Here is a 24926-nt window from a genome sequence, read left to right as displayed (position 1 = left end):
AGCGCCACCGCCGCGACCTTTCCCCAACGCTGCCGAGCGCTTCGGCGAGTCGTGCGACGCCCCGACAGCCTATGGTCGCCGGGACCGAAAAGCCGGACAATGACCGTCGCCCCGCTCAGCCGTCGAGACGAAAATGCCCAATCCCCAATTGCAGTTGGCGCAAGACCTCATCCGCGGCACGGATCTGAGTGTCTTCCTGACCGGCAAGGCCGGTACCGGCAAGACCACCTTCCTGCACCGGCTGAAAGCGGACCTGCCCAAGCGCACGGTCGTCACCGCCCCGACCGGGGTGGCCGCGATCAATGCCGGCGGCGTGACCCTGCACTCCTTCTTCCAACTCCCGTTCGGACCCTTCGTGCCCGGCGGGGAGGTCCAGCGCCAGGCGGCGGAGCGGCGCTTGAGCCGGCAGAAGCGCGAGCTGGTCCAGGGCCTGGATCTCCTCATCATCGATGAGATCAGCATGGTCCGCTGCGACCTGCTCGATGCGGTCGATTTCGTGCTGCGCCGGGAGCGCCGCAGCGAGCGGCCCTTCGGCGGCGTCCAGCTCCTGATGATCGGCGATCTGCATCAGCTCGCGCCCGTGGTGCCGGGGCAGGACTGGGCCATTCTGCGGGAATTCTATGAGTCCGCGTATTTCTTCGGCAGCCGGGCGCTGCAGGCGACCGAGGTGGTGCCCATTGAACTGGAGCACATCTACCGCCAGTCCGACGCGGACTTCATCGCGCTGCTCAATTGCGTGCGCGACAATCGGCTGGACGATGCGACCCTGGAGCGGTTGAATTCACGCTATCTGCCCGGGTTCCAGCCCGGGGAGGCGGCGGGCTATATCACGCTGACGACGCACAACCAGGGCGCCGATCGCATCAACGAGACGCACCTCGACGCGCTCGCCGCCAAGTCATTCACCTTCGCCGCGAACATCCAGGGCGACTACCCGGCGCACAGCTTCCCGACGGCCGAGAAGTTGACCCTGAAGCAGGGCGCCCAGGTCATGTTCGTGCGCAACGACGGCGCACCCGAGAAGCGCTATTTCAACGGCAAGATCGGCACCGTCACGCACCTTGGGCGCGAGCGCGTGGTGGTTCGCTGCCCCGATGAGGAGGACGCGATCGAGGTCGAGCCGGTCACCTGGGACAATATCCAATACCGCCTCGATGACGAGACCAAGGCGATCACCGAGGAGGTCATCGGCCGCTTCACCCAATACCCGTTGCGCCTGGCCTGGGCCATCACCATCCACAAGAGCCAGGGCCTGACCTTCGAGCGGGCCATCGTCGAGGCCGGGGCCGCCTTCTCCCACGGGCAGGTCTATGTGGCCTTAAGCCGCTGCAAGACCTTCGAGGGGCTGGTGCTCGGCACCCCGATCCCGCGCCGGGCGGTCATGACCGACCGGGTGGTGGCGGACTATGTCACCGAGGCCACCCGCTACCCGCCGACCCAGGACCGGATCGATCAGGCGCGCAGCGCCTACCAGCAGCGCCTCCTGCTGGAATGCTGGGACTTCGACGAGCTCGGCGCCCGCTTGCGGCGGCTGCTCGGGCTGCTGCGCGACCACCGCCAGGTGATCGACGCGAACGGCATGGAGGTCATCGACGCGCTGGAGCGCCAGACCCATGAGGCGGTCGTCGCCGTCGCCGCCAAGTTCCGGGGCCAACTGCGCTCGCTGTTCCGGGAGGACCGCACCCCGGAGGACGACGAGCGGGTGCAGGAGCGCCTGCGCAAGGCGTCCGCCTGGTTCTCCGAGCACCTCCAGCAGGGGTTGTGCCCCTGGCTCGCCGCCTTCTCGTTCGGGACCGATAACAAGGCGCTGCGCAAGTCGCTCGGCCAGGCCGTCGACGACCTGCGCCAGGAGTTGGCACTCAAGACCGCCGGCGTTGCGAGTTGCCGGGAGGGGTTCGCGACGGCCGCTCATCTGGGCGCGCTCGCGAAGGCGCGGATCGACGCCGAGCCCAAAGGGCCGCCGACCGGGCAAGGGTTTGCGCCGCGGCCCGGCGCTGCCGAGGATTCCGGACTGCTGGGGGCGCTGCGGCGCTGGCGCGACCAGAAGGCGGCAGAGGAAGAGCGCGCGGGCCTCGAGCGCTATCGCGTCCTGACCCGCGCCGTGCTCAGACAGATCGCCGCCACCCTGCCCCAGGACCCGAAGACGCTGGCCGCCGTCAAAGGCCTGGGCAAGCCCTCCGTCGCGCGCTATGGCCCGGAGATCCTGGGCCTCGTCGCCGACTGGTGCCGCGGCCAGGGGATCGAGGCCGCGACCGCGGACGATGCGGCGCAAGACGATACAAAACTCATCAGCTATCGCCTGTATCAGGAGGGCTTGAGCATCGAGGGGATCGCCGGCCGCCGCTCGCTACAACCCAACACCATCGCGGGCCATCTGGCCCACTATATCCGCTCCGGCGAGCTCGCCGTCACGGACTTCATCGATGAGGAGAAGATCGCGCGGATCAGCGCCGTGCTTGCGCAGACGGGGCCGGAAGAACGCGGGCTGGTCAAGCAGAGGCTCGGCGATGACTGTTCCTATGGCGAGATCAAGATGGTACAGGCCCATCTGGCGCGGGCGCGCTGACCCTAAATCCGGCAATTGCTCTCACAAAGACTGAACTGAAGGTACCTTCACCATGATTTCTCAGGTACTCCTGCTCCAGCGCACCAGGGCGTTTACGATTGGATGAAAAAGCGCAATACCTGCCGGGACGCTGCTTGCCTGAACAAGGTCTACTCGCAACGCGTCGCTGAACTGGCGCGCGAAGGCGCCCCGGCCGCACCAGGCAGCAGCCAGGCGGCTGACCAGCGATCACTGCCGGTCGGCAAGCAAGCCGATATCCAGGACGCGGGCGAAGCGATACGCATCGGCGCCGTGAGCGACGCGGCAATGGTTTCCGGTTGCAGCTGTACGGTAAACCCAGTGTTGGCGAATGGCAAGATCGACGCTGGTCGCTGTATACTATTCGATGATTTTTCCGATGTAACAATCAAGCTCGAGAAGGGCGCCCGGCGACAGAGGATACAGGGGAAGGCGGTATGTGGCTTCGCGACGCCGTAAGGGGACGGTCCTCATGCGCACACTGACCAAGGTCCTCGCGTGGCTGTCGACGCTCACGCTGCTGCTGTTCGCCGGGCTCGCCGTCCAGGTGGTCCGCGACAGCCGGCCCCTGGTTCCCCAGGACCGCACCCTGACCGGCGCCGAGCGGCTCTGGGCCAGCCAGTGGCTGGCCGCGGCCACACCGCGCGACCGGCGCGACGGGGAGCGCGTCACGCTGACCCTGTCCGAGGACCAGGCCAACACCCTTGGCGCCTATCTCATCGACCGCGTCGGCCCTGGGCGGGTCGCGGTGCGTCTGGAGCGCGACCGGGCGCGCCTGGTCGCCTCCCTGGGCCTGCCCTGGGACCCGCGGGGGCGTTTCATCAATCTGGATCTGAGCCTGGTGGCGGGTGAGCGACTGCCGCGCATCGAACGGGCGCGCGTCGCCGGCCTGCCCCTGCCCCAGGCGTTGGTGGAGACCCTGGCGGAGCGCCTGACCGCGGCCCTGGACCAGTCACGCCTGATACAGCGCGTGGCAATCAAACCGGACCTGGCGCTCCTGACCTACGAATGGCACCGCGAGGCCCTGGCCGAGGTCGGCAGTGGACTGGTGTCGGCCGACGAGCGGACACGAATGCTGCGCTATCAGGGGGAACTGATGCGCTACGGCGCCGGCCGTCCCAAGCGCGCAGCGATCCCCCTGCCAGTCCTGCTCACCCTGGTCCTGTCCGCGGCCGGTCGGCAGGACGACGCCGTGGCGCCGACGGAGAACCGGGCGGCCATCCTCGCCCTGGCCGCGTATGTGAATCGCCAGGGCATCCGCGATCCGGACCAGCCCGACGCCGCGCCCCCCCGTGCGGTCTTCCGCACCGTGGAACTGCGCGGACGCGCCGATCTGGCTGCGCACTTCATGACCTCGGCGGCCATCACGGCCGGGGGCGGCAATACCCTCGCGGACCTGGTGGGACTCTACAAGGAGCTGTCCGACTCCCAAGGCGGCAGCGGATTCAGCTTCGCGGACCTGGCCGCGGACCGGGCGGGCACCCGCTTCGGCGAGGTCGCGACCGGCGAGCGCAAGTCCGCCCGGCTGGTCCAGCAGGCCGCGGCGAGCGGGCTGACGGAGGCCGACATAATGCCGTCCATCGACGGACTGCCGGAGGGTTTCAGCGCGGCGGCCTTCGCGGCCGCCTTCCAGGACACCAAGGGCCCGGCCTACCGGCGCCTTACCGATCACATCGAGCGGCGCATCGACGCCCTGCCCTTCATGCAGTCGGCAACCCGCTGAGCCGCCGCGAACGCCGGGAGGCGAAGATCGAGCTGTTGCGTAGCGACCTCACCGGCAAGTTCGTGCTGCTGCAGTGGATGCTCGGCCTGATGTTGGCCGGCGTCGCCTCGCTGGTCATCAAGTCGTTTTTCTGAGGATCGTCAGGGTGTACGCGCGACCGCCCACACCTCCACCGACCGTGCCCCGGCCAGGCGCAGCACCCGCGTCAACTCATTGACGGTACTCCCGGTGGTCAGGACGTCGTCCAGGATGGCGACCTGCCCCCACGCACAGGGCGTCAGCGCCGTGAAGGCGCCGCGGATGTTGCGCCGACGGGTCGGCTCGTCCAGACCGGCCTGGGGTGGGGTAGCCAGGACCCGGCGGCAACACGCAACATCGAGCGGCAGGTCCAGCACGCGCCCGACCACGCGGGCGATCTCCACCGCCTGGTTATAGCCGCGCGCGGCCAGCCGCCCGGGGTGCAGGGGCACCGGGACCAGCGCCTGCGGCAGCGGCGCGCCCCGGCGCTGCACCGCATCCGCCAGCAAGGCGCCGAGCAGGCGCGCGTGGTTGAGCCGGCCGCGGAATTTCATCGCCCCGACCAGGGTCGGCAGCGGCGTCTCATAACGCAGCGCTGCGAGCGTGCACGCGCTGGGCGGCGGGCGCCGCTGACAGGCGCCGCAGAGGCTGCCCGGCGGCCGCGGCGCCGCGAAGGGCAAGGCGCACCGGGGACAGGCGTCGCGGTTGTAGGGCAGGTCCGCCGCACAACCCTCACACAGATCACGCCCGTGCGCACCCGGCGCACCGCACAGCAGGCAGGTCGGCGGAAACAGGTCAGTCAGCAGCCGGCCGGGGGCGAGGCGCGCGGATGCCGCTCGGAGCTTCATGATGAGAAGTCGGCTCATAAACCTGAAAAGAGCAATCAGCGATCAGCCATCGACAGCGACGCCAGGCCCGGCCCGGCGGGAGCGGCTTGCGCCGCGGCGCGACCGCGCCGGCCGCCGTCGCCTGCTCGCGGCGCAAGCCGCCCCCACGCACGCCTGTCAGCATCCGGGGTGTTTGGTCTTGCGGCCATGGCCGTTAAGGTAAAATGGGCGCGCCGGGGGACGCCGAGCGCCCCGAGAATCCCGGTGACCACCTGAGGGTCACCACGCCACTGTCGCTGGAGGTCACGCAGCCATGTTGGAGTATGTCTTTTTTCAGGAGGCCCCGCGCAAGCACTTCCAGGAATTTTTGACCGAACAGGGCCTGGCCTGGACCCTGGAGCCCGGCGTCCTTGAGACCCTGGTGGTCGTCGATGAGGCCGGTCTGGATGACGAACTGGCAGAGCGCGTGGAGTCGATGTATGACGAACTCTTCGCCGTGGAAGAGGCCCTGCGGGTCGAGCACGCCGCGCCGCCGCTGCACCCGCACTACAGCAGCGGCCTGACCATCAAGCTCCCGGACGAGCGCAGCGTCTCTATCCAGCTACCCCCGGAACTGGTCGACCGGATCCTCACCGTCATCACCGCGGAAGAGCTCGCGGTCCTGGTGGAGGTGATCGCCCGCACGGTCGCGGACGCCGGTGGCGCCAGGCCCGGAGCGACCTGAGTCACCGCCGGGTCGCAGTACCGCCCGGGGGAACTCCCGACACCAGTCGGGCAATCGCACAAGAGCCGGCGGATTTCTCAATCCCGGGCTCATTGACGAGTAGTATCGGGATCTGCGCCGCCGTAGGCGCGGGCGATGAGTGCGCGGATGGCGGACCCCTGGGCCTCGATGTCGGCCACCAGGGCGAATTGGACACGGGCCTTATGGAGATTCTGGCCGCGGTAGGCGACGCGGAAATAGCGGTCGCCCTCCAGGTGGTCGTTGAGGAAGCGCAGACCCAGTTCAAAGGGCATGAGACGGATGCTGTCGTAGAGCACCGCGACCTCCCCACCGGTCAGGAAGTCGCGGGTCTGCGCCGCATAGGCGCTCAGGATCTGCTCGCATAGCGCAAGGTCGAAACGCACCGTAACACCCTGCGCCGACTCGCCCTGGCGGTTGCAGCAGGAGCGCAGGCAGTCGCCCAAGTCGTGCTGGATCAGACCGGGTTGGACCGTATCCAGGTCGATCAGGGCCAGGGCCTGGCCATTCACGGCATGAAACAGGATGTTGTCGAGCTTCGGGTCGCCATGGATGACCCGCAGCCCGATGCGGCCCGCGGCGAGCGCGTCCTCCAGCACCGGGGCGAGCGCGCCGCGGTCATCGATGAAGGCCATGCAGGCGCACTCGGCCGCGTCGCCCGCGCCCGGCCCCGCCGCCGCGCGCAGGGCCAGATGGCGGGCGAGATAGTCCGGTGTGCGGTGGAAGCCGGGGAGCGTGAGCCCCAGGCGCCGCGGGTCCAGGTCCCGGGTCAGACGGTGGAAGCGACCCAGCGCGCGGCCGACCTGGTGCGCCTGGGCGGCGGTCGTGAGCCGTTCCAGGTTGACGGCGTCCGGGATCAACTCCATCAGGCGCCAGAGGTCCCCCGCCGCGGTCCGCAGGAAGGGGCGGCCGTCGCGCGCCGCCACCAGGGCCGGCACCCGCAGCCCGTCGCGGCCCGCGGTGTGGGCGGCAAGCACGGCGAGATTGGCCATGATCCGCTCGGGCTGCGGAAAGACCCGCTGATTGACACGCTGCAGGACATAGCGCCCGGCGGTCGTGGTGACGGCAAAGGTGTCGTTGATCAGGCCCTTGCCCAGCGGAACCACGGGACCGACGAGGGCCCCGGCGGCGAAGCCCGCAACGATGCCGTGCAGGTCAGGCACCGACCCCGGGGCCTGGTCCGGACCCGCAGTGGTCTGCGCAGGCATTGGTGTCATTGGCGATACCACTTGGGAACGGTTCACGGATAACTTCAACCAGTCCATTAGAGATTGCAGTTGGCGCCGTTGTCGTTGTCGTTGTCGTTGTCGTTGTCGTAATCGTAATCGTAATCGTAATCGTAATCGAGATTATCCTAGTCCCCCGGAATCTCCCGCACCCCGAATTGCATCGCCTCTCCGAATACGACTACGACAACGACTGTGTTTGTGTTTAGCTTATTCTTGCCTCGTTATTGAGACCCCCGGTGCGCACGCAGGGTCAGGGTATCGCCACGCTGGACCAACTCCAGTTGCTTCAGATAACTCATCCCCAGCAGGACCTCGTCCCCCGCCATGTTGGGCAGGACACTGGCGCGCAGGTTGCGGGCCACCAGCCCCCCCAGGTCCACGCTGTCCAGGCGCGTGGCCCAGGTCTGGACCGTCCCGTTGGCGGTCTGACTCAAACCGCCCGGGCGCAACGCCAGACCCAGGCGCCGGGCCAGGGGCAGGGGTAGAGCCACATCCGTGGCCCCGGTATCCAACATGAAGACCACCGGCTGCCCGTTGATCCGCCCGCCGGCCACATAATGACCGGCACGGTTGCGGCGCAACACCACCTGGGGCGCCCCGGTCTGACCGACGCCGGCGACCGGCTCCGGGTTGGGGTTGGCCTGGCGGTCGATAAAGCCCTTGAAGAACAGCACCAACAGGGCGAACCCCACGACCCAGGCCGCGAACAGCATGACGCGGCCGAGGCGCGAGGGGGTATCGTCGAGACTGGGGATGGGGTCGTTCATGACTCCCGGATCTGAACCAAAACCTGGTGTTCCGCCTGATGGTCGTGGTCGTGCGGCAGGGCCGCGGCGAGCGGTTGGCCGGTGGCCACCTGCACCACGGCGACCAGTGGATCGGCCTCACTGGTCGCATGGACCAGGATGCCGTGGCGCGCCAGGCGCTCGATGAAGCCCTGCCCGGCCCCCTGGGTCACCAGGGCCTGGAGTCCGAGCCCGAAGAGCGGATGGTCCTCGCCGTGATAGGCGTGGATCGACAGCTCCCGGGGCAGGTCGAGCCGGTCGATTTCCTGGGGCGGGGTGCCGCTGGCGTCCGTTTCATACACGAGGAAACGGCGCGCCTTGCCGGCATGGCCGGTGATGGTCTTGAAGTTCTGGCTGGTCACGGCGATACGCATGGGGCTGTTCCTGTCGGGGACGAGACGAAGTAACGAGTCGAAAAAAGCGAAACACAACCGGACGCAGCCGCGGCGCCACTATTCCTCGGCGATCCGCCGCAGGTTGGGCAGGTCCAGCACGAACAGATTGGGCTTCGTCTCCACCAGCAGACGCCGCCGCTTGAACTCGGCGATGGTCCGGCTGGTGGTTTCGGTGGTGACCCCCAGCATGGCGCCCAGGTCCTCCCGGCCGAACAAATGACACTCGTCGGGCGCCCCCTCGCGCACCAGGCGCAGCAGGAGCCGCGCGACGCGCTGCCGGGCCGAGCCGGTCGAGAGTTGGGTCAGCCAGGCGTCCGCCTCGCTCAGCGCACGCTGCCAGCGCGCCATCAACTCCCGATGCAGGGTCGGATTTTCGGTACCCAGGTCGCGCACCATACGGGCCGGAAAGCGGCACACCTCGGTGACCTGCAGGGCCACCGCCTCGTGCTGATAGCAGTCCCCGAGAATGGCCTCCAGCCCCAGCACATCGCTGGTACGCACAAGGCGCACGATGCGCTGACTGCCGTCGGGCAGATACTGGATCAGTTTGCAGGCACCGCTGCGCACGGTGAACATGAATTCACCGGTGTCCCCGGCGTGGTACAGGGCATGGCCCGGCTTCAGCGTAAACTGATCGATGGGATCATGGATGCGCTCGAAGTCGCGCTCCTGCAGACCGGCAAACAGCACCGAGGTCCGCAGGGAGCAGTTGCGACAGTCGGCCTCGCCGGACCAGGCATCCCGCAATGTCACAGTCTTCACCATTTGCTGTTGCGTCTCCTCGATCGTCAGGTCGGCGCGACAGGGCGGTCGCGGGTGTTACTCCCCCAGGAGAACTCATTCACGTCATCCGGTGAATTGCGCGTCCGCAAGCGTCGCAAAAGGGCGGGCGCGGTCACTGTGACCAACTATCCTCACCGCTATCCACCGTCGTGTCATTGTCTTTGTCCCACCACCGCCGTCCGGACGAATCGATTTCGATTAAACCGGCACCGGCCTCGGGGCCGCCGGCGGGGTCAGCCCGAATCACGAATCCGGTTGCCGCAGTCATGGTCGACGCCGGTTCACCAGTAATAGTTATGGCCCATCGGTCCGGGCGCCTTGTGATCGTGTAGTAGGTCACGGTGCCGTCGATCGGCGACTTGGTGAAGGGGAACGAGAATCCGGTTGGGTTGTAACTACCACTCTCGGTATAGGTCCGCTCCATGAACTGGGCGGCCTGCATGAGCACCGACTCGGCATCGGCCCGCCGGGTCTTACTGATCTGGCTGCGGTACGAGGGATAGGCGATGGCGGCCAGGATGGCCACGATGGCGACCGCGACCAGCAGTTCGATCAAGGTAAAGCCGCGACCTGGCCGCGTGCGGCCAAGCGCCCCTGACTTTACCCGCGGCGCCGACAAACCGATCACCTGCGACGACAGCATGGGATATCCCCTTCTAACTTAAAGATTGCAACAGTACGCGCGACCGGGGCGCGACCCACACCGGTGGGTCAGGGTTTGACACACCGCCGCAACCCCACCGCGCCCGCACGCTCAACCACGCCGAGGTCGTGGTGATGCGCCCGCCCGCCGTTCCTGCCCACATCATAGTCGGGACTCGCAAAAGAATCGAACGCCCGCTGACCCTCATCACTGGGGCCGCCCGGGTCGCGGCGCGGGGCGGCATCGCTTCAAGGGCCGTCCCGCCGCGTCCGGCCGCCGGCATGGGGCGTCGTCCCTGACTCGCCGAATACCCGCACGCCACGCCCGTCCGCTCGCGGCTGCGCCTGCCCGCGTGTCCAGTCAAGCCGTTGCGTGAGGGCGACCAGCCGTTGCCGGCGCGTTAGCCCGACTCCCCGAGGGTCCCGGGTTGCGCATCGTGCCACTCGCCGCCCAGGTCGGCGACCGCGCGACCATGATCAGGCCCGGACCTCTCATCCCGCAACCTATTTGGTCAGGGCCATAAAGAGCTGCGGCAGTCGCTCCGGCAGCCGCTCCACCCGGTCGATCACGGTGAAGCGATTGCCGAAGCAGTCGCGGACGTACTGGTCGGCCTGGGCGTCGAGGTTGATACAATAGGTGTAGATGCCCCGCTGGTCGAGTTCCTGTACCGCCCGGTGGGTATCCTCGATCAGCAGGCGCTCGTCCTGCACGTCGATATCGTGGGGCTGCCCGTCGGTCAGGATCAGCAGCAGCTTCTTCTCCGCCTGCCGGGCTTCCAGGTAGTGGGCGGCGTGGCGCATGGCCGCCCCCATGCGGGTGGAATAGCCGGCCTGCATCGCCGCCAGCCGCGCCTTGACCTGCTCGTCCCAGCCCTCGCTATAGCCCTTGATGTGCTGGTAGCGGACCTCGTGGCGGGTATTGGACGAGAAGCCGGCGATGGCGAATTCATCCCCCAGGTGATCGATGGCCCAGGCGAGCAGGGCCACGGCCTCCTGGCTGAGTTCGAGAATGCTCTGGGTACACCCGTCCGGGACCTGATTGAGCGACTGGGACAGGTCGAGCAGGAGCATGACGGCGATGTCGCGCCCGTCGTGGCGGTGGCTCATGTTGATGCGCGGGTCGGGCGTCGCCCCGCCCCGCAGATCGATGAGTGAACGGATGGCGACATCCAGGTCCAGTTCGCTGCCCTCCTCCTGGTAGCGCAGGCGCACGTATTGCTGGGGCTTGAGGAGATCGAGGATCTGCTTCAGGCGCTTGGCCAGCATCCGGTGCTTGGCCAGCAGCGCGTCGATCCGGGCGGGGTCGCCGGACGGGTGCAGGCCCTCATAGAGACTGACCCAGTCCGGGCGGTAGGTCCGGCTCTGGTAGTCCCACTCCGGATAGTGACGCGGCGGCAGGGCCGCGGACTCGTCGGCCGACCGCTGCTTGGGTTCCTCGAAGGCCTCCTCTTCATCGCCCTGCTCGATATAACGCCACAGGTGGCGGTTGTCGTCGCGATAGTCCACCTGCGTGTCGGTGAACCAGATCTTGGGCGAGAGGTCCTGCCCGCGGCGGGTGCGGGCGATATAGGTAATGGCAAGCCCCGCCATGGCCTGGGTGCTGGCCGGACCGGCGGCCAATTCGGCATGAAAACGGGCGACGAAGTCGAGTAGATCGGGGTTGCGGTAGCCGTGGTCGGGGTCGAGGACGGCGCGCGAGAACATGGCGAGACGATGGCGGATACAGGATTCGTGCTCGGGGTCGCAGGCGTCTTCTACCGGCCGGGGGTGCAGGGCCAACAAGAGCCGACGCAACCCCGGGTATTCACGCAGGGCCAGGGTCTCGACCCGGCAATCCTCGAAGGTCTCGACCGCGAGACGCTGAAAGGGGCTCAGGTTGTCCGCCACCAGCGAGCCGCTCCAACGCAAATGGGCCGCGACATGGGCCAGCAGGGCGCGGTAGCGGTCGATCCCGGCCACCCCGTCACGGTCGTCGTAACAGTCCGGGATGCGCACGCCCAGCGCGTCGAAATAGGGCAGCGGCTTGCGCAGTTCGTCGAAGGCATCCGAATAGGGGACGAATGGCCGGCGCTCCCGCCACAGTGCCCGCAGGTAGAGGTCCAGGCGACGCTCATTGTCGATGAACAGGGTACCGTGACGCTCCCGCTGGAGCACGGCCCGGCTATCGGTCGATTGCAGGCCGAAATAGTCACGCTGACGGTCGGGGTGGTCGGAATAGTGACGCAAGCCATACTCGATCCAATTGCTCAGTCCCTGGCAGGTGAGTTGGCCCAGGAGAAACGGGACGCGCTCCAGCAGATCGGGCAGGCCGGGACTGGGGATGGTGGTGTGGAACCCGTGGATCGAGCCGGTGGTGCGCTCCATGAAATCCAGAATCAGGTCGATGTAGCGGCCCAGCAACTCGGCACTGCCCAGGCGCCGCGACGCCTCCGCGATGCTCTGCAGGAAGGGCAGGATCGCCTTGCCGTTGGGACTGCGCGACATCTTCCACACGGTCTGGGAAACGAGGCCCAGGGTCTGCTCGCCGAGCGTGGCGGCGACGTGCGGCAGTTCCTCCAGATAGACCAGGACCGGCTCGAAACCCCGTCCGATGCGGCAGATCAGCGAGGCCCCGTCCAGATAGTCCCTGATCCCCGCCGCACTCAACAGGGTCTGCGCCTCGGCCATCAGGTCGGGAAAGACCTGATCGAGTTGCGGGAAGTTGCAGCGCAATTGCTCGCGGTAGGGCAGGAGGACTTCGGGCGGCAGTGGGACTGGTAGGGACATGGGGCCTCCGGCAGGACTGTTGCGGGCTTCGGGAACTGCGTTCATCCCGATCGCCGAAAAAGAGTTTATCTCACGGAGACACAAAGACGCAAAGAAAGCGGCGGTCAGGCCTTTTTCACGAATTCGGATTTCAACTGCATGGCACCGATCCCATCGATCTTGCAGTCGATATTGTGATCGCCATCGACGAGGCGGATACCCCTGACTTTGGTCCCGACCTTGACGACCGCTGAGGTGCCCTTGACCTTCAGGTCCTTGATCACCGTCACGCTGTCTCCGTCGGCCAGCGCGTTCCCAAAGGCATCATTCACCACCAGCCCTTGGTCAGGGTCTTGCAGTAGCGCATCCCTCGACCACTCATGCGCGCATTCCGGACAGACATACCTGTTCCCGTCTTCGTAGGTGTGTTCCGAGCCGCAGGCCGGACATTGCGGTAAACTGTTCATGCTGCGCCCTATTGTTGAACGGCATAGCGAAGATTCGCTGCCGCTTCTTCATCCGACGCCATCCAGGCCGGAAGCCCTTTCCCGGTGGCCTGGGCGTAAAGACTCTCCGGGGCGATGTCCAGTTCATCGCCCCAGACCAGGGTGCCGGCCTCTTGATCAACCGTGAATTGGCGGAAATACGCGGGGTCCTTGAGGCGCTCAAAGACGCCGCCCCGCGTTAGATACGTGGAGAAGTCGGCAATGCCTCGACTGCCATCGTCGAACTCGATTTCAATGAGGTAACCACCCTGATGGGTTGCCGCCGTCACATCGTGCAGCATGTTGAAACTCCGATCAATTAAGAGGGGCAATCTGCGCGGGGGGGCGGGTCCTTCCTTTCTTCTCGCTCCCACGCTCCAGCGCTCCACCTTATACAGAAGTCCGTAAGTATCTGTTTTTACGAGCTTCGTCACGCGTACCAAAAAGTGCCGTCACATCATAAAATCATAGATTTACGTTGAGCCGGTGACACTTGTGTATAACGAAGAGCGCTCCAGCGTGGGAGCAAGTCGCGACGCTCCAGCGTCGCGGTCGTATACAGGCCGCTGGAGCGCCCAGAACTGCATTCCCACGCGGAGCGTGGGAATGAGGAAAATGCTATGATCCGGCCCAGCATGCGACCCTGGAAGTTGGCAACCACTGACTACTCACGGAGCTTTTCAAGTACCCATTCTCGAACCAATGATTCCCTAGGTAATCCGCGGGACCGGGCGATGCGGGTAACGGCAGCGATCTCTTGGCGTCGCAGATGTATCTTCATCACCGCTTCCGCCTTAGGGGTAAAGACAGGCGCGGCAACAGCTTCAAGCTGATCCTCAAAGTCAGTCAGATCGTGAGTGTCCCAGAATTGGGCCAACTCCTCAATCGAGTCAGTGCGAGGAAGCTCTTGTGTTTTCATCGTCTTTTCGACTGCATAAATCGTTGTTTCTCGGCTTGTGTCATCGGGCGCGCGGTTACCGGATAGCCAGTGCCGTCGGGAAATTGAATGATAACGCAAAAGAGATACCGCCCCGCTGCCGTCGGCCCAAGCACATAATAGACTGGATTGTTACCCTCTGATTTCGCACGTAGTACTAGGGGCTGACCGAAACAGACTTCCTCGACTTCGGTTGGGGTTACATGATGACGTGCGATATGTTCAATGCGGTCCTCAGGCCAGACAAGACTATCAATTTTCATGCATCTTTTTTGTACATTGATAAATACGCGATGTGCGCAATATGTCTCCCAGAACGCCGGGAAGTGGATAGGACGGATTAGCGCAGCGGAGCCCGAATCTCCATCGCCGCGTCGGGTCACCCTACGCTAGGCCGACCTACGAACTTGTTGTATTTCGGTTTTAACTCTGAAATAAAAGTCTCTTCAATGGCACGAATTAAATCTTTTGACTCGGTTTCAATCAATATCGCTCTTATCAACCAATGTTGTAATGCTTCCTTGAACTGAGTGAACTCCTTTTTCTCCTTATCACACCAATCTTTCCGAAACGTGCCTCCCGTATCGTTCGGGGCAAAATTTTGAGTAATACGCTGTTTAAGATCCTGTGAATGTGCCTCGCCAATATATAGAACCGCGCCCGTTGCTTTATCTTGGAAAATATACACGCCATTTCTTCCAACGAGGCCCTGAAAGCACAAGTAGCTATTCTTCGCGTTCGCGTCGCCAAAAGGTTGGATTAAATCGTCGCAAACCCATGTGTTGATTGAGAAATGTGGCATGTAGATTTATACCCTTTCCCAGTATCCACAGTCTTTACATACAACGACACTTCGATCATTCTTCTCTGCCTCTTCAAGCCATCCAAATAGCTTTCCGAGGAACTCGAATATTGCCTTGAGGGCTTCCACAATCAGGATTGGGCTTACCATGCCGCTTGAAGCGGTCATGAAGCTACCGTCACCAGTTTTCTCCGCCATATCTCTTGCCTTGACGGTCACGGTGTTTCTACTGCCGCATTTTTTTCATTGATTACTCATGGTGACTCCTAAAACTGAAGTTTCCGGCTTTTCCAGGGGGGTACCGGAGGGGAGGGGGGTTACGCTGGGGGGATTTTCGGGGGGTTTGCGCAGATCCAGCCAAACCCTGCCAAAACTCCCGCCCCCAAGTGCCTGGCCCTGGAGAGCTTTCAGAACCCGGAAACTTCAGTCCTAAAAATGATTATACGATATCGCGCTCCAGCGTCACGCGAACGTGCGACCCTATCACAATAAGCATTTATCCACCGTGCACGCGGTACTGACACAAACCGCGGCACAGTGCCCGGCGCGCGCACCGGGAAAATGCTTATAGGAAAACCGCATCGATCGCATGGTGCAGTGTCGACCGAATATCCTCATCGTCGGTAATCGGATCAACCAGCGCCATCCGACTCGCCTCCCGCGGTGGGATGCCCTCATCCATCAGATTGGCAGCATAGACCAAAAGGCGCGTGGAGATCCCCTCGTCGAGCCCGTGGCCCTTGAGGTTGCGGGCGGCGGCGGCGATCTTGACCAGGGCGGCGGCCAGTTCCAGGCTGGTGCCGGTCTCGGTGGCGACGATCTGGGTTTCCAGGTCGGCCGGGGGATAGTCGAAGACCAGGGCGGAGAAGCGCTGCTTGGTGGACTGTTTGAGGTCCTTCATCAGGGATTGGTAGCCCGGATTGTAGGAGATGACGAGTTGGAAGTCCGCATGGGCGGTGACGACCTCGCCCTTCTTGTCGAGCGGCATGGCGCGCCGGTGGTCGGTCAGGGGGTGGATGACGACGGTGGTGTCCTGGCGGGCCTCGACGATCTCATCCAGATAGCAGATGGCGCCGATGCGCGCGGCGACCGTGAGCGGGCCGTCCAGCCAGCGGGTACCGGTGGCGTCCAGCAGATAGCGCCCGACCAGGTCCGAGGCGGTCATGTCCTCGTTGCAGGCGACGGTAATCAGCGGTTTGCCCAGGCGCCAGGCCATGTATTCGACGAAACGGGACTTGCCGCAGCCCGTGGGGCCCTTGACCATGACCGGGAGGCGGCGCCGGTAGGCGGCCTCGTAGAGTGCGATCTCGTTGCCCTGGGGCTGGTAGAAGGGCTCTGCTTGGACCTTGTACTGCTCGGTGTCGATGCTCATGGTGACTCGCGGGTTTGCTGGCGGGTGAGGGGTATACCCCTTTTATACTAGGAACGGTTCACTAATAAGGTAAACAAGTCCATTAGGGAATGCGATCGGCGTCGTTGTCGTTGTCGTTGTCGTTGTCGTTGTCGTTGTCGTTGTCGTTGTCGTTGTCGTTGTCGAGATTATCGTAGCACGCTGGATTCTCGCGCACCCCAAATTGCGTCGCTTCTCCGATTACGACAACGACAACGACAACGACCGACAACAAAGGCCCCCGCGGTGCGGGGGCCCAGGTTCCACGGATCAAACGGGATTACTTGTGCTGCGCAGCGGCGCCGAGCTTCTCGCGCCAGCCGGGGTATAGCTTGTCGGCATCGCCCGGGAAGGACACGAAGGCGCGGGCGAACTCCTTGTGGTCCTTGGCGAATTCGATCGGGTCGGCGCCGGCCTTCCAGCACTCGTAGGATTGGCGCAGCGATATCGCGCCGGCGGCCGGGGAATCGATATGACCGTAGGAGCCGCCGCCGGAGGTATTGATGACGTTGCCGTGACCCAGGTTCTCAAAGAAGCCGGGCAGGCGCAGGGCGTTCATGCCGCCGGAGATGATCGAGGTGGTGGGCTTCATGCCGTACCACTTCTGGTAGTAGACCGGGCCCTGGCACTCGTCGCGCTCCAGCATGTAGCAGATGATCTTGTCGGACTGATCGCCCTCCATCTTGCCGTAGCCCATGGTACCGACATGGATGCCCGACGCTCCCTGGAGGCGGGCGATCTTGCCCAGCACGAAGGCGGTGTAGCCGCGCTTGGCCGACGGCGAGGTGATCATACCGTGACCGGCACGATGGTAGTGCAGGTACTGGCCGGGGTACTGACGCCGGGCGGTGGTGATCATACCGGGGCCGCCGACAAAACCGTCGACCAGGAAGGCGACCTTATCCGCATCGGGGCCGAAGGTCTCCAGGATGAAGTCCGCGCGGGCGAGCATCTCGTAATGGTCGTCGGCGGTGATGTTAGCAGAGAAAATCTTGGCCTGACCGGTCTCGTCCTGGGCGCGTTTCATGGCGTCGTAGACCAGCGGGTAGACCTTCTTGGCGGGGCAGAAGACCTGGTTGCCCTGCGGCTCGTCGTTCTTGATGAAGTCGCCACCCAGCCAGAACTGGTAGGCAGCGGCGGCGAAGGGTTCGGGGCGCAGCCCGAGCTTGGGCTTGATGATGGTGCCGGCGATGTAGCCGCCGTCCTTCATCGGGCGGCCCAGGATGCGCCACATGTCGGTGATGTCCTTGGCGGGGCCGTCGAACAACTGGATGGCACGCTCGGGCATGTAGAAGTCGTAGATCTTGCCGTGCTCGATATCGCCCATGCCCTGGTTGTTGCCGATGACGAGCGTCAGGAAGGAGACGATCATCATGCGCCCGTCGGTCATGTTCCGGTCGAACAGCTCGATCGGATAGGCGATGCGCATATCCTCGGTCGCCTCGTCGATATAGTAGACCAGCGCATCGACACCCTTGGTGAAGTCGTCCGTGGTGGAGACCTCAACGTTGGTGCCGGTGGAGGACTCGGCGGCGAAGTGCGCGGCGGCCTCCAGGTAGCCGTAACCGGGCTTGGGCTTCATACGGTAGGCGACGAGGATATGCTTGCCGCCCGCGATCAGGTCGGCTTCGGTCAGGCTGAGGTCGGAGTAGCGCGCGGACTGGTCAAGCGACATGGATTTTTTTCCTGGAGGGTTAAGATAGCCGGGATCGTTTCAGTGGTGCGGGGGGCCGGGCGTCCGGCCCCGTGGGTCGCAAGGGCGCCGCGCATCCACTGAACGGGTAAATTACCTGGATTTTTAGCATAAGTACATTCTAAGTATTTTATGGATCACATAAGCCAGGGGTTATGTCTGGGCGTGCGCCTGCCCGCGGGGGAGACAGTCCTCGCGCGCGGCGGCGGGCCGCCCTCCCCCACCACTGGAGAACATCCATGCACCTGACCCTGCGCCAGCTCCGGGTCTTCGAGGCGGTCGCGCGGCACCTGAGCTACACCCGCGCCGCCGAGGAATTGCACCTGAGTCAGCCGGCCGTCTCCATGCAGGTGCGCCAGTTGGAGGAGGCGGCGGGGCTGCCGCTCTTCGAGCGCCTGGGCAAGGGGGTCGGACTGACCGAGGCCGGGCGCGAGGTCTACAGCTACAGCCGCAGCATCAACCGCTCGCTCCAGGAGATGGACGAGGTCATGCAGTCCTTAAAGGGCGTCAACCGCGGCCGTCTGCATGTGGCCGTGGCCAGCACCGTCAACTATTTCGCCCCGCGCCTGCTGGCGGTCTTCCACCAGCGCTACCCGGGTATCACCCCGCGGCTGGACGTGACCAACCGCGAGACCCTGATGCGCCTGCTCGACAGCAACAGCATCGACATCGCCGTCATGGGGCAGCCGCCCACTGACATCGACGTGGAATCCGAATCTTTCATGGAGAACCCGCTGGTGGTCATAGCCCCGCCCACCCACCCCCTGGTCAGTGAGCGGCTGATCCCGACGGCACGCCTGACGGGCGAGGTCTTCGTGATGCGCGAGCCGGGCTCCGGGACCCGCCAGGCGATGGAGCGCTTCTTCAAGGAGCAGGGGCTCACCATCCGCCACGGGATGCAGATGACCCGCAACGAGGCGGTGAAGCAGGCGGTCCGCTCCGGGCTGGGGCTGAGCGTCGTCTCCCTGCACACCATCGAACTGGAACTGGAGACCGGGCGGCTCATGGTCCTGGACGTGGAAGGCTTCCCGCTGGCGCGCAAGTGGCACCTGGTCTACCGGCGCGGCAAGCGGCTCTCGCCCGCCGCCCGTGCCTTCCGCGACTTCGTGGTCCAGGAGGGGCCGCGGATCGCCGCCCCGGCGCCCTTGCCGACCGCGGAAGCGGCGCCCCCGACACCGCCTGGGCCATTGAGCAAGCCGCAGGAAATTAGACAGGATTAACAGGATTTTTCAGGATTTACAGGATGATCATTGCATGACTTATCCCCCTCTGAAATCCTGTTAATCCTGCGAAATCCTGTCAATCCTGTCCATTTCGTCGCGGCGGGCTCGAACCCTGAGTTTTCTGCGTCGGCGCAGCTTCCCGCCGCGCGAAAAGCCCAGGTCGCGAAGGCGTCGACCCTGCGACCCTTACTGTTATGTTCAACTGTGCCCCGCCGGGGCTGTTGGACTACACTAGGACGCTACCGTCGGCCACGACTGACCGGCGCCGCTAGCGAGACCACCGACCACTATGCCTCACCGGCACCCGCTGCTCCATTCCATCGACAGCCCCGCGGACCTGCGCGCCCTCGCCGAGCCCCAGTTACAGCAACTCGCGGGCGAACTGCGCAGTTTCCTGATCGACTGTGTGTCACAGACCGGCGGCCACCTGGCGGCCGGGCTCGGCGTGGTGGAACTGACCATCGCGCTGCACTACTGCTTCGACACCCCGCGCGACCGCCTGGTGTGGGACGTGGGCCACCAGGCCTACCCGCACAAGATCCTCACCGGACGCCGCGCGCAGATGTGCTCGCTACGCCAGGAGGGCGGGCTCTCCGGCTTCCCCAAGCGCAGCGAAAGCCCCTACGACTGCTTCGGCGTCGGCCACTCCAGCACCTCCATCAGCGCCGCCGTCGGCATGGCGCTCGCCGCCCGGCAGCACGGGGAGCGCCGCCAGGTGGTCGCGGTGATCGGTGACGGGGCCCTGAGCGGCGGCATGGCCTTCGAGGCCCTGAACCACGCCGGCGCCCTGGACGTCGACCTGATGGTGATCTTGAACGACAACAAGATGTCCATCTCCCCGCCGGTGGGGGCCATCAGCAACCACCTCTCCCGGCTGCTCTCCGGCAAGCTCTACACCTCGGTGCGCGAGGGCGGCAAGAGCGCGCTCAAGGCCATGCCCCAACTGCGCGAGTTCGTGGGCCGCTGGGAAGAGCACATGAAGGGCATGGTGATGGGCGGCACCCTGTTCGAGGAGTTGGGCTTCAATTACATCGGCCCTATCGACGGTCACGATATCCCGAGCCTGATCCGCACCCTGCGCAACATGCGCGGCATCCCGGGCCCGCGCCTGCTGCACGTGGTGACCCAGAAGGGCCACGGCTATGAGCCGGCCGAGGGTGAGCCGGTCACCTATCACGGCGTGACCCCCTTCGATCGCCATACCGGGCGTCTGCACAAGGGCGCGCCCGGCAGCCCGAGCTACACCCAGATCTTCGGCCAATGGCTGTGCGATACCGCGGAACTCGACCCCCGCCTGGTCGGCATCACCCCCGCCATGTGCGAGGGCTCCGGGCTCACCGCCTTCGCCAAGCGCTACCCGGAGCGCTTCTTCGACGTCGGCATCGCCGAACAGCACGCCGTCACCCTGGCCGCCGGGATGGCCTGCGATGGCCTCAAGCCGGTCGTGGCCATCTATTCGAGCTTCCTGCAACGTGCCTATGACCAGCTCATCCACGATGTCTGCCTGCAGGACCTGGACGTGACCTTCGCCGTCGACCGCGGCGGCCTGGTCGGGGCGGACGGCGCCACCCACGCCGGCAGCTTCGATCTGAGCTTCGCGCGCCCCATCCCCAACCTGCTGATCCTGGCCCCGTCCGACGAGAACGAGTGTCGGGCCATGCTGCGCACCGCCTATGAGTATCCCGGTCCCGCCCTGGTGCGCTATCCCCGCGGCAGCGGCCGCGGCGTGGCCATCGACCCCGCCACCCCGGCGCTGCCCATCGGGCGCGGGCGCCTCCTGCGGGAAGGCCGACACTGCGCCATGCTCGCCTTCGGCAGCCTGGTCGGCCCGGCGCTCGCCGCCGCCGAGGGGCTCGATGCCACGGTGGCGGACATGCGCTTCGTCAAGCCGCTGGACGAGGACCTGATCCTGGACCTGGCCCAGGGACACGACCTGCTGGTGACCTTGGAGGAGAACGCCATCGCCGGCGGGGCCGGCAGCGCCGTCTCCGAACTGCTGTCGGAGCGCGGCGTCCTGGTGCGCTGCATCCACCTGGGGCTGCCGGACCGCAACGTGGAGCACGCCGAACAACCCGCCCAGCTCGCCATGTGCGGACTCGACGCCGCCGGCATCACCGCCCGGGTGCACGCCGAGATGGAGCGACTGGGGCTCGCGCCCATTCCGTGCCTGGGCGCCATCGCCGCCGCCTAAGCCCGGCACCACCGGGAGCGCCGCACCCCAGTGCGGCGCCAGCCCCGCAATAGGGAGATCGTATGAGACTGCCAACAGGCCCAACCGCCAGGCGTTCACTCATCGCCCTGATCACGCTCGGGGGCATCCTGCTCCTGGCGGCAATCGCCCTCCCGCCGGCCCTCGGCGCCCGGGCCCAGCAGGCCTACCAAGATCTGCTGCGCGGCACCGTCGCGGCCCTGCCCCCCGGCTGGGTCCTGGTGGAGCACTATGAGCGCGGCTGGTTCAGTTCCAGGGCCAACGCCGAACTGACCCGGCAACCCCTGCCCGGTCAGACCACCGCCGGGGTCAGTCGCATCCGTCTGGACAGCCGCATCGAGCAGGGTCCCTGGGCCTGGTTCAACGCCGAGATCTTCCCGGCACTGACCCAGGTCCACACCCGCGTCGAATTGCTCGCCGATCCGCTGCGGGTCCCGCCGCTCCTCTTCACCACCACCATCGGCGCCGACGGCTCAGGCCTCACGCGGCTGCTGATCCCGGCCACGGAACAGAGCGGCACACCGGACGGCTTGCGGCTGCAAAGCCAGGACATCACCGGCACGGCCCGCTACCGGCCGAACCCGCGGCAGCTCGCGGCCGACCTGAGGATCCCCGGCCTGGCTCTGCTGGACACGGCCGGACCCGTCGCGCGCCTCACCGACGCCCGGCTGAAGGCCGATCTCACCGGCTGGATCGGCGGCCTCTTCACCGGGCGCACCAGCCTGGAGGTCGATTCGGCCGAGTTCAGCCCACCGCCGCAACCGGATGCGAACGCCAAGGCGGCCTTGGTCCAACGGCTGCGCCTGAACCTGGAGCAGGTCCCCCAGGGCCAGACCCCGACCCTGCGCCTCGACCTGCGCCTCGACGCCGCGGCCGACCTGCTGCGACTGGGCAGCGTCGACTACCGCACCCCCGTCATCGGCCTCGCCGCCCGGTCGCTGGACGCCGCGGCACTCGCCGAGATCAACACGGCACTGCGCACCCTGTCGGACGACGGTGCCTCGCGGGCCATGCGCGGACTGGTGGGCGCCACGCTGCTGACCCAACTGCTGCCCCGCTTCCTCACCGCCGGCCCCAGCCTCACGCTCGACCCTTTCACCCTGACTACCCCCGAGGGCCCCGTCGCCGCGCACCTGTCCCTGGGCGCCACCGCGCAGGCCGGCGGCGGCGCCAATGGTGCCGCCGCCCTCCTGGGCGCCCTGCTGAACCGCGGCAAGGCCAACTGGCTGGCAGGCATCAAAGGCGATGGCGCCATCGACCTGCCCCAAGCCATCGCGCTCGAATGGCTGGCCCGCGCCGACACCGCCGTCCCCCCCGCCCCCGCGCAGCGCCTTCAGACCTGGATCGACGGCGGCTGGGTCAACGCCCGGGACGGGCGCGTCACCAGCACCGTGCGGCTTGCCGATGGGCAACTGAGCGTCAATGGCAAGCCGGTGCCGCTGCTGCGGTCGGTGTTTGGACGGTAGGCAGTTGTCGTTCCACTCCTACCGCCCCAAGCTGCCGCGCCGTTCGCCGCGCCGCGCCGAGCTTGTGCTCCGCCGGGACTGGAACCACAGGTCCGCGTATTAGGGAGTCCGCGGTGTCATACGCTCAGTCGAGCCGTTGCCTCAGGCGTTCGTCCTTGTCAACGGACAACCGGTTGACGCCAGACAATCGGTACGCCACGGCGATTGGCTGGTCTTTGGTTCGTCCGCCTTTCAGGTGTTTCTCCCGGAGGCCAGCGAAGCCGCGGACGAGCGCGAGCCGGATATCCAGTTCGGCGGGAGCGCAAGGCCTGCGCCAGTCGTCGTCGGCCGACTCCCGAATTGTGGTCTGACGATCGACTCCCCGCTGATCTCGCGCGAACACGCGCGTCTGCTGCCGACGGCCGATGGCCTGTATCTGGAAGACCTGCGCAGCACCAATGGGACCTTCGTCAACGCCGATCGCATCCTTGAACCGGTACTCCTCGCCCCCGGCGATCAGGTTTCGTTCGCCACCTTTGTTTACCTGTTCACCGGCTCGGCCCTGCACCCGGCGCAGTCCGGTGGGCGGGTACGCGTCGAGGCGCGGAACTTGACCAAGACGGTGACGGACCGCACCACCAAGCAACCCCGCCACCTGCTCGACGGGATCGACCTGGTGATCGAGCCGGGCGAATTCGTGGTCATCTTCGGCACCAGCGGATCGGGCAAGTCCACCCTGCTCGATTCGCTCAATGGGAGGCGGCCGGCGACCTCGGGACGGGTCCTGTACAACGGTGTCAATCTCTATGACTCATTCGCGGCCTTCCGTGCCGGTATCGGCTATGTCCCGCAGCAGGACATCGTTCACCGCAAGATCACGATCCGCAACGCGCTACGTTACACGGCACGCCTGAGACTCCCGCGCGACACCAGCGCCGCGGAGATCGCCGCACATATCGATCGGGTACTCCAGCGGGTTGGCCTGTTCGACAAGGGGAACCTGGCGGTCGACACCCCCGAGCCGCTGAGCGGCGGCCAACTCAAGCGGGTCAACCTCGCCGTGGAACTGGTCGCCAACCCCAATGTTCTGTTCTTGGACGAGGCCACCAGCGGACTGGATGCCGGCACCGACAAGAAGATGATGCGCCTCTTTGCGGAACTGGCCGCCGACGGGAAGACCGTGATCTGTGTCACCCATACGCTTGAGAACGTTGCCAGTTGTCACTTGGTCGCGCTGCTGCACCAGGGAGTCCTGGTGTATTACGGGCCGCCCGCGGACGTTCCCGACTACTTCGGCATCGCCCGGCTGTCGGAGGTCTACGAGCGACTGGACGGCGAGGATGCCCGACGCTGGGGCGAGCGCTTCCGCGCCTCGGATCATTTCCGCCGCTTCGTCCAATCGCGGCTGTCCGCAGACGCGGCCCCGCGCCGGATGGACGCGGCCCCCCGCGCCAAGTCATCCGCCGCGGTCGCGGGACGCTCGGGATGGCTCGATCCGCGCCAGATCTGGACCCTCACGCGTCGCTACCTGGACTTGCTGCACTCCGACCGCCTCAATCTGGCGGTCCTGTTGCTCCAGGCACCCCTGATCGCGTTGGTGGTCGGGGCCATTTTCGATACCTCCGGAACCCCGTTGGAGCGCGCCCAGACGCACGGCCAGATCACCTTCGTCCTGGTCCTCTCCGCCATTTGGTTTGGCGGGATCAACTCCTGTCGGGAGATCGTCAAGGAACTCCCGGTGTATCTGCGCGAGCGCGCCGTGGTCTTGCGCATACCGGCGTACATGCTGAGCAAGCTGCTGCCCTTGGCGGCATTGTGTGCCATCCAATGCCTGAGTTTTCTGGCGATCGTTACCCTGATGCTCGATTTTCCGGGGCCTTTTCTGGAGCGCCTGCTCACCCTCTTCCTGGCGGGGTTCGCGGCCACCGGCATGGGACTGGCGGTCAGCGCCTTCGTCGCCAGCAACGACAAGGCGATTGCGACCCTGCCGCTTCTGCTCATCCCGCAATTCATCCTCTCCAACGCCATAGTGCCGCTCGACGGGATCGCCGAGGCGCTGGCCAAGGTGACGGTCATCGCCTACTGGGGCGTCGATGCCATGCGCGCCACACTTGAGGCGCCGGTGCTCGCCCTGCGCGGCCCTGATGGCTCTCTACTTATCGCGGTCAACGGGGATTGGGCCACCGACTCATTGGCGCTGGGCGGTCTGGCGCTCGGTTTCCTGATCATCGCGGCCGTCGGGCTCAAGCTTCGCGACCGGAAAGTGTGA

22 protein-coding genes are annotated in these 24926 nt (G+C 65.6%); 8 read left to right on the top strand and 14 right to left on the bottom strand.

The window, feature by feature from the left end:
- Positions 1 to 133: 133 nt before the first annotated feature.
- The 3 genes from THSYN_RS13440 (at position 134) to THSYN_RS13430 (ending at position 4307) form a co-directional block, all read left to right on the top strand.
- Positions 134 to 2566 (top strand): helix-turn-helix domain-containing protein, encoded by a 2433-nt coding sequence (locus tag THSYN_RS13440; RefSeq protein ID WP_100919602.1) that lies wholly within the window; start codon positions 134 to 136, stop codon positions 2564 to 2566.
- A gap of 102 nt (positions 2567 to 2668) precedes the next feature.
- Positions 2669 to 3043, top strand: coding sequence for a hypothetical protein (locus tag THSYN_RS13435; protein WP_100919601.1), 375 nt, complete (start codon positions 2669 to 2671; stop codon positions 3041 to 3043).
- Between the two features lie 13 nt (positions 3044 to 3056).
- A complete protein-coding gene (locus tag THSYN_RS13430; RefSeq protein ID WP_100919600.1) occupies positions 3057 to 4307 on the top strand; it encodes a YfiM family lipoprotein in 1251 nt (416 codons plus the stop codon).
- 140 nt (positions 4308 to 4447) lie between these two features.
- Here THSYN_RS13430 and THSYN_RS13425 read toward each other — a convergent pair whose 3' ends face one another.
- Positions 4448 to 5173 (bottom strand): ComF family protein, encoded by a 726-nt coding sequence (locus THSYN_RS13425; RefSeq protein ID WP_100919599.1) that lies wholly within the window; start codon positions 5171 to 5173, stop codon positions 4448 to 4450.
- Between the two features lie 292 nt (positions 5174 to 5465).
- Here THSYN_RS13425 and THSYN_RS13420 point away from each other — a divergent pair, with 292 nt between their 5' ends.
- Positions 5466 to 5876, top strand: coding sequence for a hypothetical protein (locus tag THSYN_RS13420; RefSeq protein ID WP_100919598.1), 411 nt, complete (start codon positions 5466 to 5468; stop codon positions 5874 to 5876).
- An 89-nt stretch (positions 5877 to 5965) separates the two neighbouring features.
- Here THSYN_RS13420 and THSYN_RS13415 read toward each other — a convergent pair whose 3' ends face one another.
- The 13 genes from THSYN_RS13415 to THSYN_RS13355 all read right to left on the bottom strand — a co-directional run bounded on the left by THSYN_RS13415 (position 5966) and on the right by THSYN_RS13355 (position 17762).
- The gene (locus THSYN_RS13415) at positions 5966 to 7111 is read right to left on the bottom strand and encodes a phosphotransferase enzyme family protein (RefSeq protein ID WP_172965275.1); all 1146 of its coding nucleotides are present in this window, start codon (positions 7109 to 7111) and stop codon (positions 5966 to 5968) included.
- Positions 7112 to 7344: 233 nt separating this feature from the next.
- The gene (locus THSYN_RS13410; RefSeq protein WP_100919596.1) at positions 7345 to 7890 is read right to left on the bottom strand and encodes a retropepsin-like aspartic protease family protein; all 546 of its coding nucleotides are present in this window, start codon (positions 7888 to 7890) and stop codon (positions 7345 to 7347) included.
- Positions 7887 to 8282 carry a NifB/NifX family molybdenum-iron cluster-binding protein gene (locus tag THSYN_RS13405; RefSeq protein WP_100919595.1) on the bottom strand — a complete coding sequence of 132 codons (396 nt, stop codon included), beginning with the start codon at positions 8280 to 8282 and terminating at the stop codon, positions 7887 to 7889. The genes THSYN_RS13410 and THSYN_RS13405 overlap by 4 nt, the downstream gene beginning before the upstream one ends.
- Before the next feature lie 78 nt (positions 8283 to 8360).
- A complete protein-coding gene (locus THSYN_RS13400; RefSeq protein WP_100919594.1) occupies positions 8361 to 9068 on the bottom strand; it encodes a Crp/Fnr family transcriptional regulator in 708 nt (235 codons plus the stop codon).
- Between the two features lie 130 nt (positions 9069 to 9198).
- Positions 9199 to 9729 carry a type IV pilin protein gene (locus tag THSYN_RS35910; protein ID WP_100919593.1) on the bottom strand — a complete coding sequence of 177 codons (531 nt, stop codon included), beginning with the start codon at positions 9727 to 9729 and terminating at the stop codon, positions 9199 to 9201.
- 503 nt (positions 9730 to 10232) lie between these two features.
- Entirely contained in the window at positions 10233 to 12494 is a 2262-nt protein-coding gene (locus THSYN_RS13390; protein ID WP_100919592.1) for a nitric oxide reductase activation protein NorD, read from the bottom strand.
- 104 nt (positions 12495 to 12598) lie between these two features.
- Complete coding sequence (locus tag THSYN_RS13385) at positions 12599 to 12940, bottom strand: zinc ribbon domain-containing protein YjdM (RefSeq protein WP_100919591.1); 342 nt, start codon at positions 12938 to 12940, stop codon at positions 12599 to 12601.
- Between the two features lie 8 nt (positions 12941 to 12948).
- Positions 12949 to 13260, bottom strand: coding sequence for a DUF2442 domain-containing protein (locus tag THSYN_RS13380; protein WP_100919590.1), 312 nt, complete (start codon positions 13258 to 13260; stop codon positions 12949 to 12951).
- A 362-nt stretch (positions 13261 to 13622) separates the two neighbouring features.
- Entirely contained in the window at positions 13623 to 13877 is a 255-nt protein-coding gene (locus THSYN_RS13375; protein ID WP_100919589.1) for a CopG family antitoxin, read from the bottom strand.
- A 397-nt stretch (positions 13878 to 14274) separates the two neighbouring features.
- Positions 14275 to 14583 (bottom strand): GIY-YIG nuclease family protein, encoded by a 309-nt coding sequence (locus THSYN_RS13365; protein WP_157817648.1) that lies wholly within the window; start codon positions 14581 to 14583, stop codon positions 14275 to 14277.
- 120 nt (positions 14584 to 14703) lie between these two features.
- The gene (locus THSYN_RS33840) at positions 14704 to 14916 is read right to left on the bottom strand and encodes a hypothetical protein (protein WP_157817647.1); all 213 of its coding nucleotides are present in this window, start codon (positions 14914 to 14916) and stop codon (positions 14704 to 14706) included.
- 346 nt (positions 14917 to 15262) lie between these two features.
- The gene (locus THSYN_RS13360; RefSeq protein WP_100919586.1) at positions 15263 to 16069 is read right to left on the bottom strand and encodes a CbbQ/NirQ/NorQ/GpvN family protein; all 807 of its coding nucleotides are present in this window, start codon (positions 16067 to 16069) and stop codon (positions 15263 to 15265) included.
- A gap of 298 nt (positions 16070 to 16367) precedes the next feature.
- Positions 16368 to 17762 (bottom strand): ribulose-bisphosphate carboxylase, encoded by a 1395-nt coding sequence (locus THSYN_RS13355; protein ID WP_100919585.1) that lies wholly within the window; start codon positions 17760 to 17762, stop codon positions 16368 to 16370.
- A 257-nt stretch (positions 17763 to 18019) separates the two neighbouring features.
- Here THSYN_RS13355 and THSYN_RS13350 point away from each other — a divergent pair, with 257 nt between their 5' ends.
- From THSYN_RS13350 to THSYN_RS13335, 4 genes are all read left to right on the top strand, one after another.
- Positions 18020 to 19000 (top strand): LysR family transcriptional regulator, encoded by a 981-nt coding sequence (locus THSYN_RS13350; protein ID WP_100919584.1) that lies wholly within the window; start codon positions 18020 to 18022, stop codon positions 18998 to 19000.
- Between the two features lie 292 nt (positions 19001 to 19292).
- Complete coding sequence (gene dxs, locus THSYN_RS13345) at positions 19293 to 21194, top strand: 1-deoxy-D-xylulose-5-phosphate synthase (RefSeq protein WP_100919583.1); 1902 nt, start codon at positions 19293 to 19295, stop codon at positions 21192 to 21194.
- A 62-nt stretch (positions 21195 to 21256) separates the two neighbouring features.
- Positions 21257 to 22678 (top strand): DUF945 family protein, encoded by a 1422-nt coding sequence (locus THSYN_RS13340; protein ID WP_100919582.1) that lies wholly within the window; start codon positions 21257 to 21259, stop codon positions 22676 to 22678.
- Between the two features lie 136 nt (positions 22679 to 22814).
- Entirely contained in the window at positions 22815 to 24926 is a 2112-nt protein-coding gene (locus tag THSYN_RS13335) for an ATP-binding cassette domain-containing protein (protein ID WP_236848891.1), read from the top strand.

The organism is Candidatus Thiodictyon syntrophicum (genome assembly GCF_002813775.1).
In the GTDB taxonomy this organism is placed as follows: domain Bacteria; phylum Pseudomonadota; class Gammaproteobacteria; order Chromatiales; family Chromatiaceae; genus Thiodictyon; species Thiodictyon syntrophicum.
The sequence above is the reverse complement of the archived record's forward strand: the minus strand, read 5'-3'. Positions and strand labels throughout refer to the sequence as shown.

What these genes read in the sequence shown, in the direction of transcription:
- THSYN_RS13380 (WP_100919590.1), bottom strand. Translation starts at nt 13,260, where the DNA reads ATGCTGCACGATGTGACGGCGGCAACCCATCAGGGTGGTTACCTCATT.
- THSYN_RS13340 (WP_100919582.1), top strand. Translation starts at nt 21,257, where the DNA reads ATGAGACTGCCAACAGGCCCAACCGCCAGGCGTTCACTCATCGCCCTG.
- THSYN_RS13415 (WP_172965275.1), bottom strand. Translation starts at nt 7,111, where the DNA reads ATGACACCAATGCCTGCGCAGACCACTGCGGGTCCGGACCAGGCCCCG.
- THSYN_RS13405 (WP_100919595.1), bottom strand. Translation starts at nt 8,282, where the DNA reads ATGCGTATCGCCGTGACCAGCCAGAACTTCAAGACCATCACCGGCCAT.
- THSYN_RS13435 (WP_100919601.1), top strand. Translation starts at nt 2,669, where the DNA reads ATGAAAAAGCGCAATACCTGCCGGGACGCTGCTTGCCTGAACAAGGTC.
- THSYN_RS13425 (WP_100919599.1), bottom strand. Translation starts at nt 5,173, where the DNA reads ATGAAGCTCCGAGCGGCATCCGCGCGCCTCGCCCCCGGCCGGCTGCTG.
- THSYN_RS13385 (WP_100919591.1), bottom strand. Translation starts at nt 12,940, where the DNA reads ATGAACAGTTTACCGCAATGTCCGGCCTGCGGCTCGGAACACACCTAC.
- THSYN_RS13375 (WP_100919589.1), bottom strand. Translation starts at nt 13,877, where the DNA reads ATGAAAACACAAGAGCTTCCTCGCACTGACTCGATTGAGGAGTTGGCC.
- THSYN_RS35910 (WP_100919593.1), bottom strand. Translation starts at nt 9,729, where the DNA reads ATGCTGTCGTCGCAGGTGATCGGTTTGTCGGCGCCGCGGGTAAAGTCA.
- THSYN_RS13360 (WP_100919586.1), bottom strand. Translation starts at nt 16,069, where the DNA reads ATGAGCATCGACACCGAGCAGTACAAGGTCCAAGCAGAGCCCTTCTAC.
- THSYN_RS13420 (WP_100919598.1), top strand. Translation starts at nt 5,466, where the DNA reads ATGTTGGAGTATGTCTTTTTTCAGGAGGCCCCGCGCAAGCACTTCCAG.
- THSYN_RS13440 (WP_100919602.1), top strand. Translation starts at nt 134, where the DNA reads ATGCCCAATCCCCAATTGCAGTTGGCGCAAGACCTCATCCGCGGCACG.
- dxs (WP_100919583.1), top strand. Translation starts at nt 19,293, where the DNA reads ATGCCTCACCGGCACCCGCTGCTCCATTCCATCGACAGCCCCGCGGAC.
- THSYN_RS13410 (WP_100919596.1), bottom strand. Translation starts at nt 7,890, where the DNA reads ATGAACGACCCCATCCCCAGTCTCGACGATACCCCCTCGCGCCTCGGC.
- THSYN_RS13430 (WP_100919600.1), top strand. Translation starts at nt 3,057, where the DNA reads ATGCGCACACTGACCAAGGTCCTCGCGTGGCTGTCGACGCTCACGCTG.
- THSYN_RS13400 (WP_100919594.1), bottom strand. Translation starts at nt 9,068, where the DNA reads ATGGTGAAGACTGTGACATTGCGGGATGCCTGGTCCGGCGAGGCCGAC.
- THSYN_RS13390 (WP_100919592.1), bottom strand. Translation starts at nt 12,494, where the DNA reads ATGTCCCTACCAGTCCCACTGCCGCCCGAAGTCCTCCTGCCCTACCGC.
- THSYN_RS13350 (WP_100919584.1), top strand. Translation starts at nt 18,020, where the DNA reads ATGCACCTGACCCTGCGCCAGCTCCGGGTCTTCGAGGCGGTCGCGCGG.
- THSYN_RS13355 (WP_100919585.1), bottom strand. Translation starts at nt 17,762, where the DNA reads ATGTCGCTTGACCAGTCCGCGCGCTACTCCGACCTCAGCCTGACCGAA.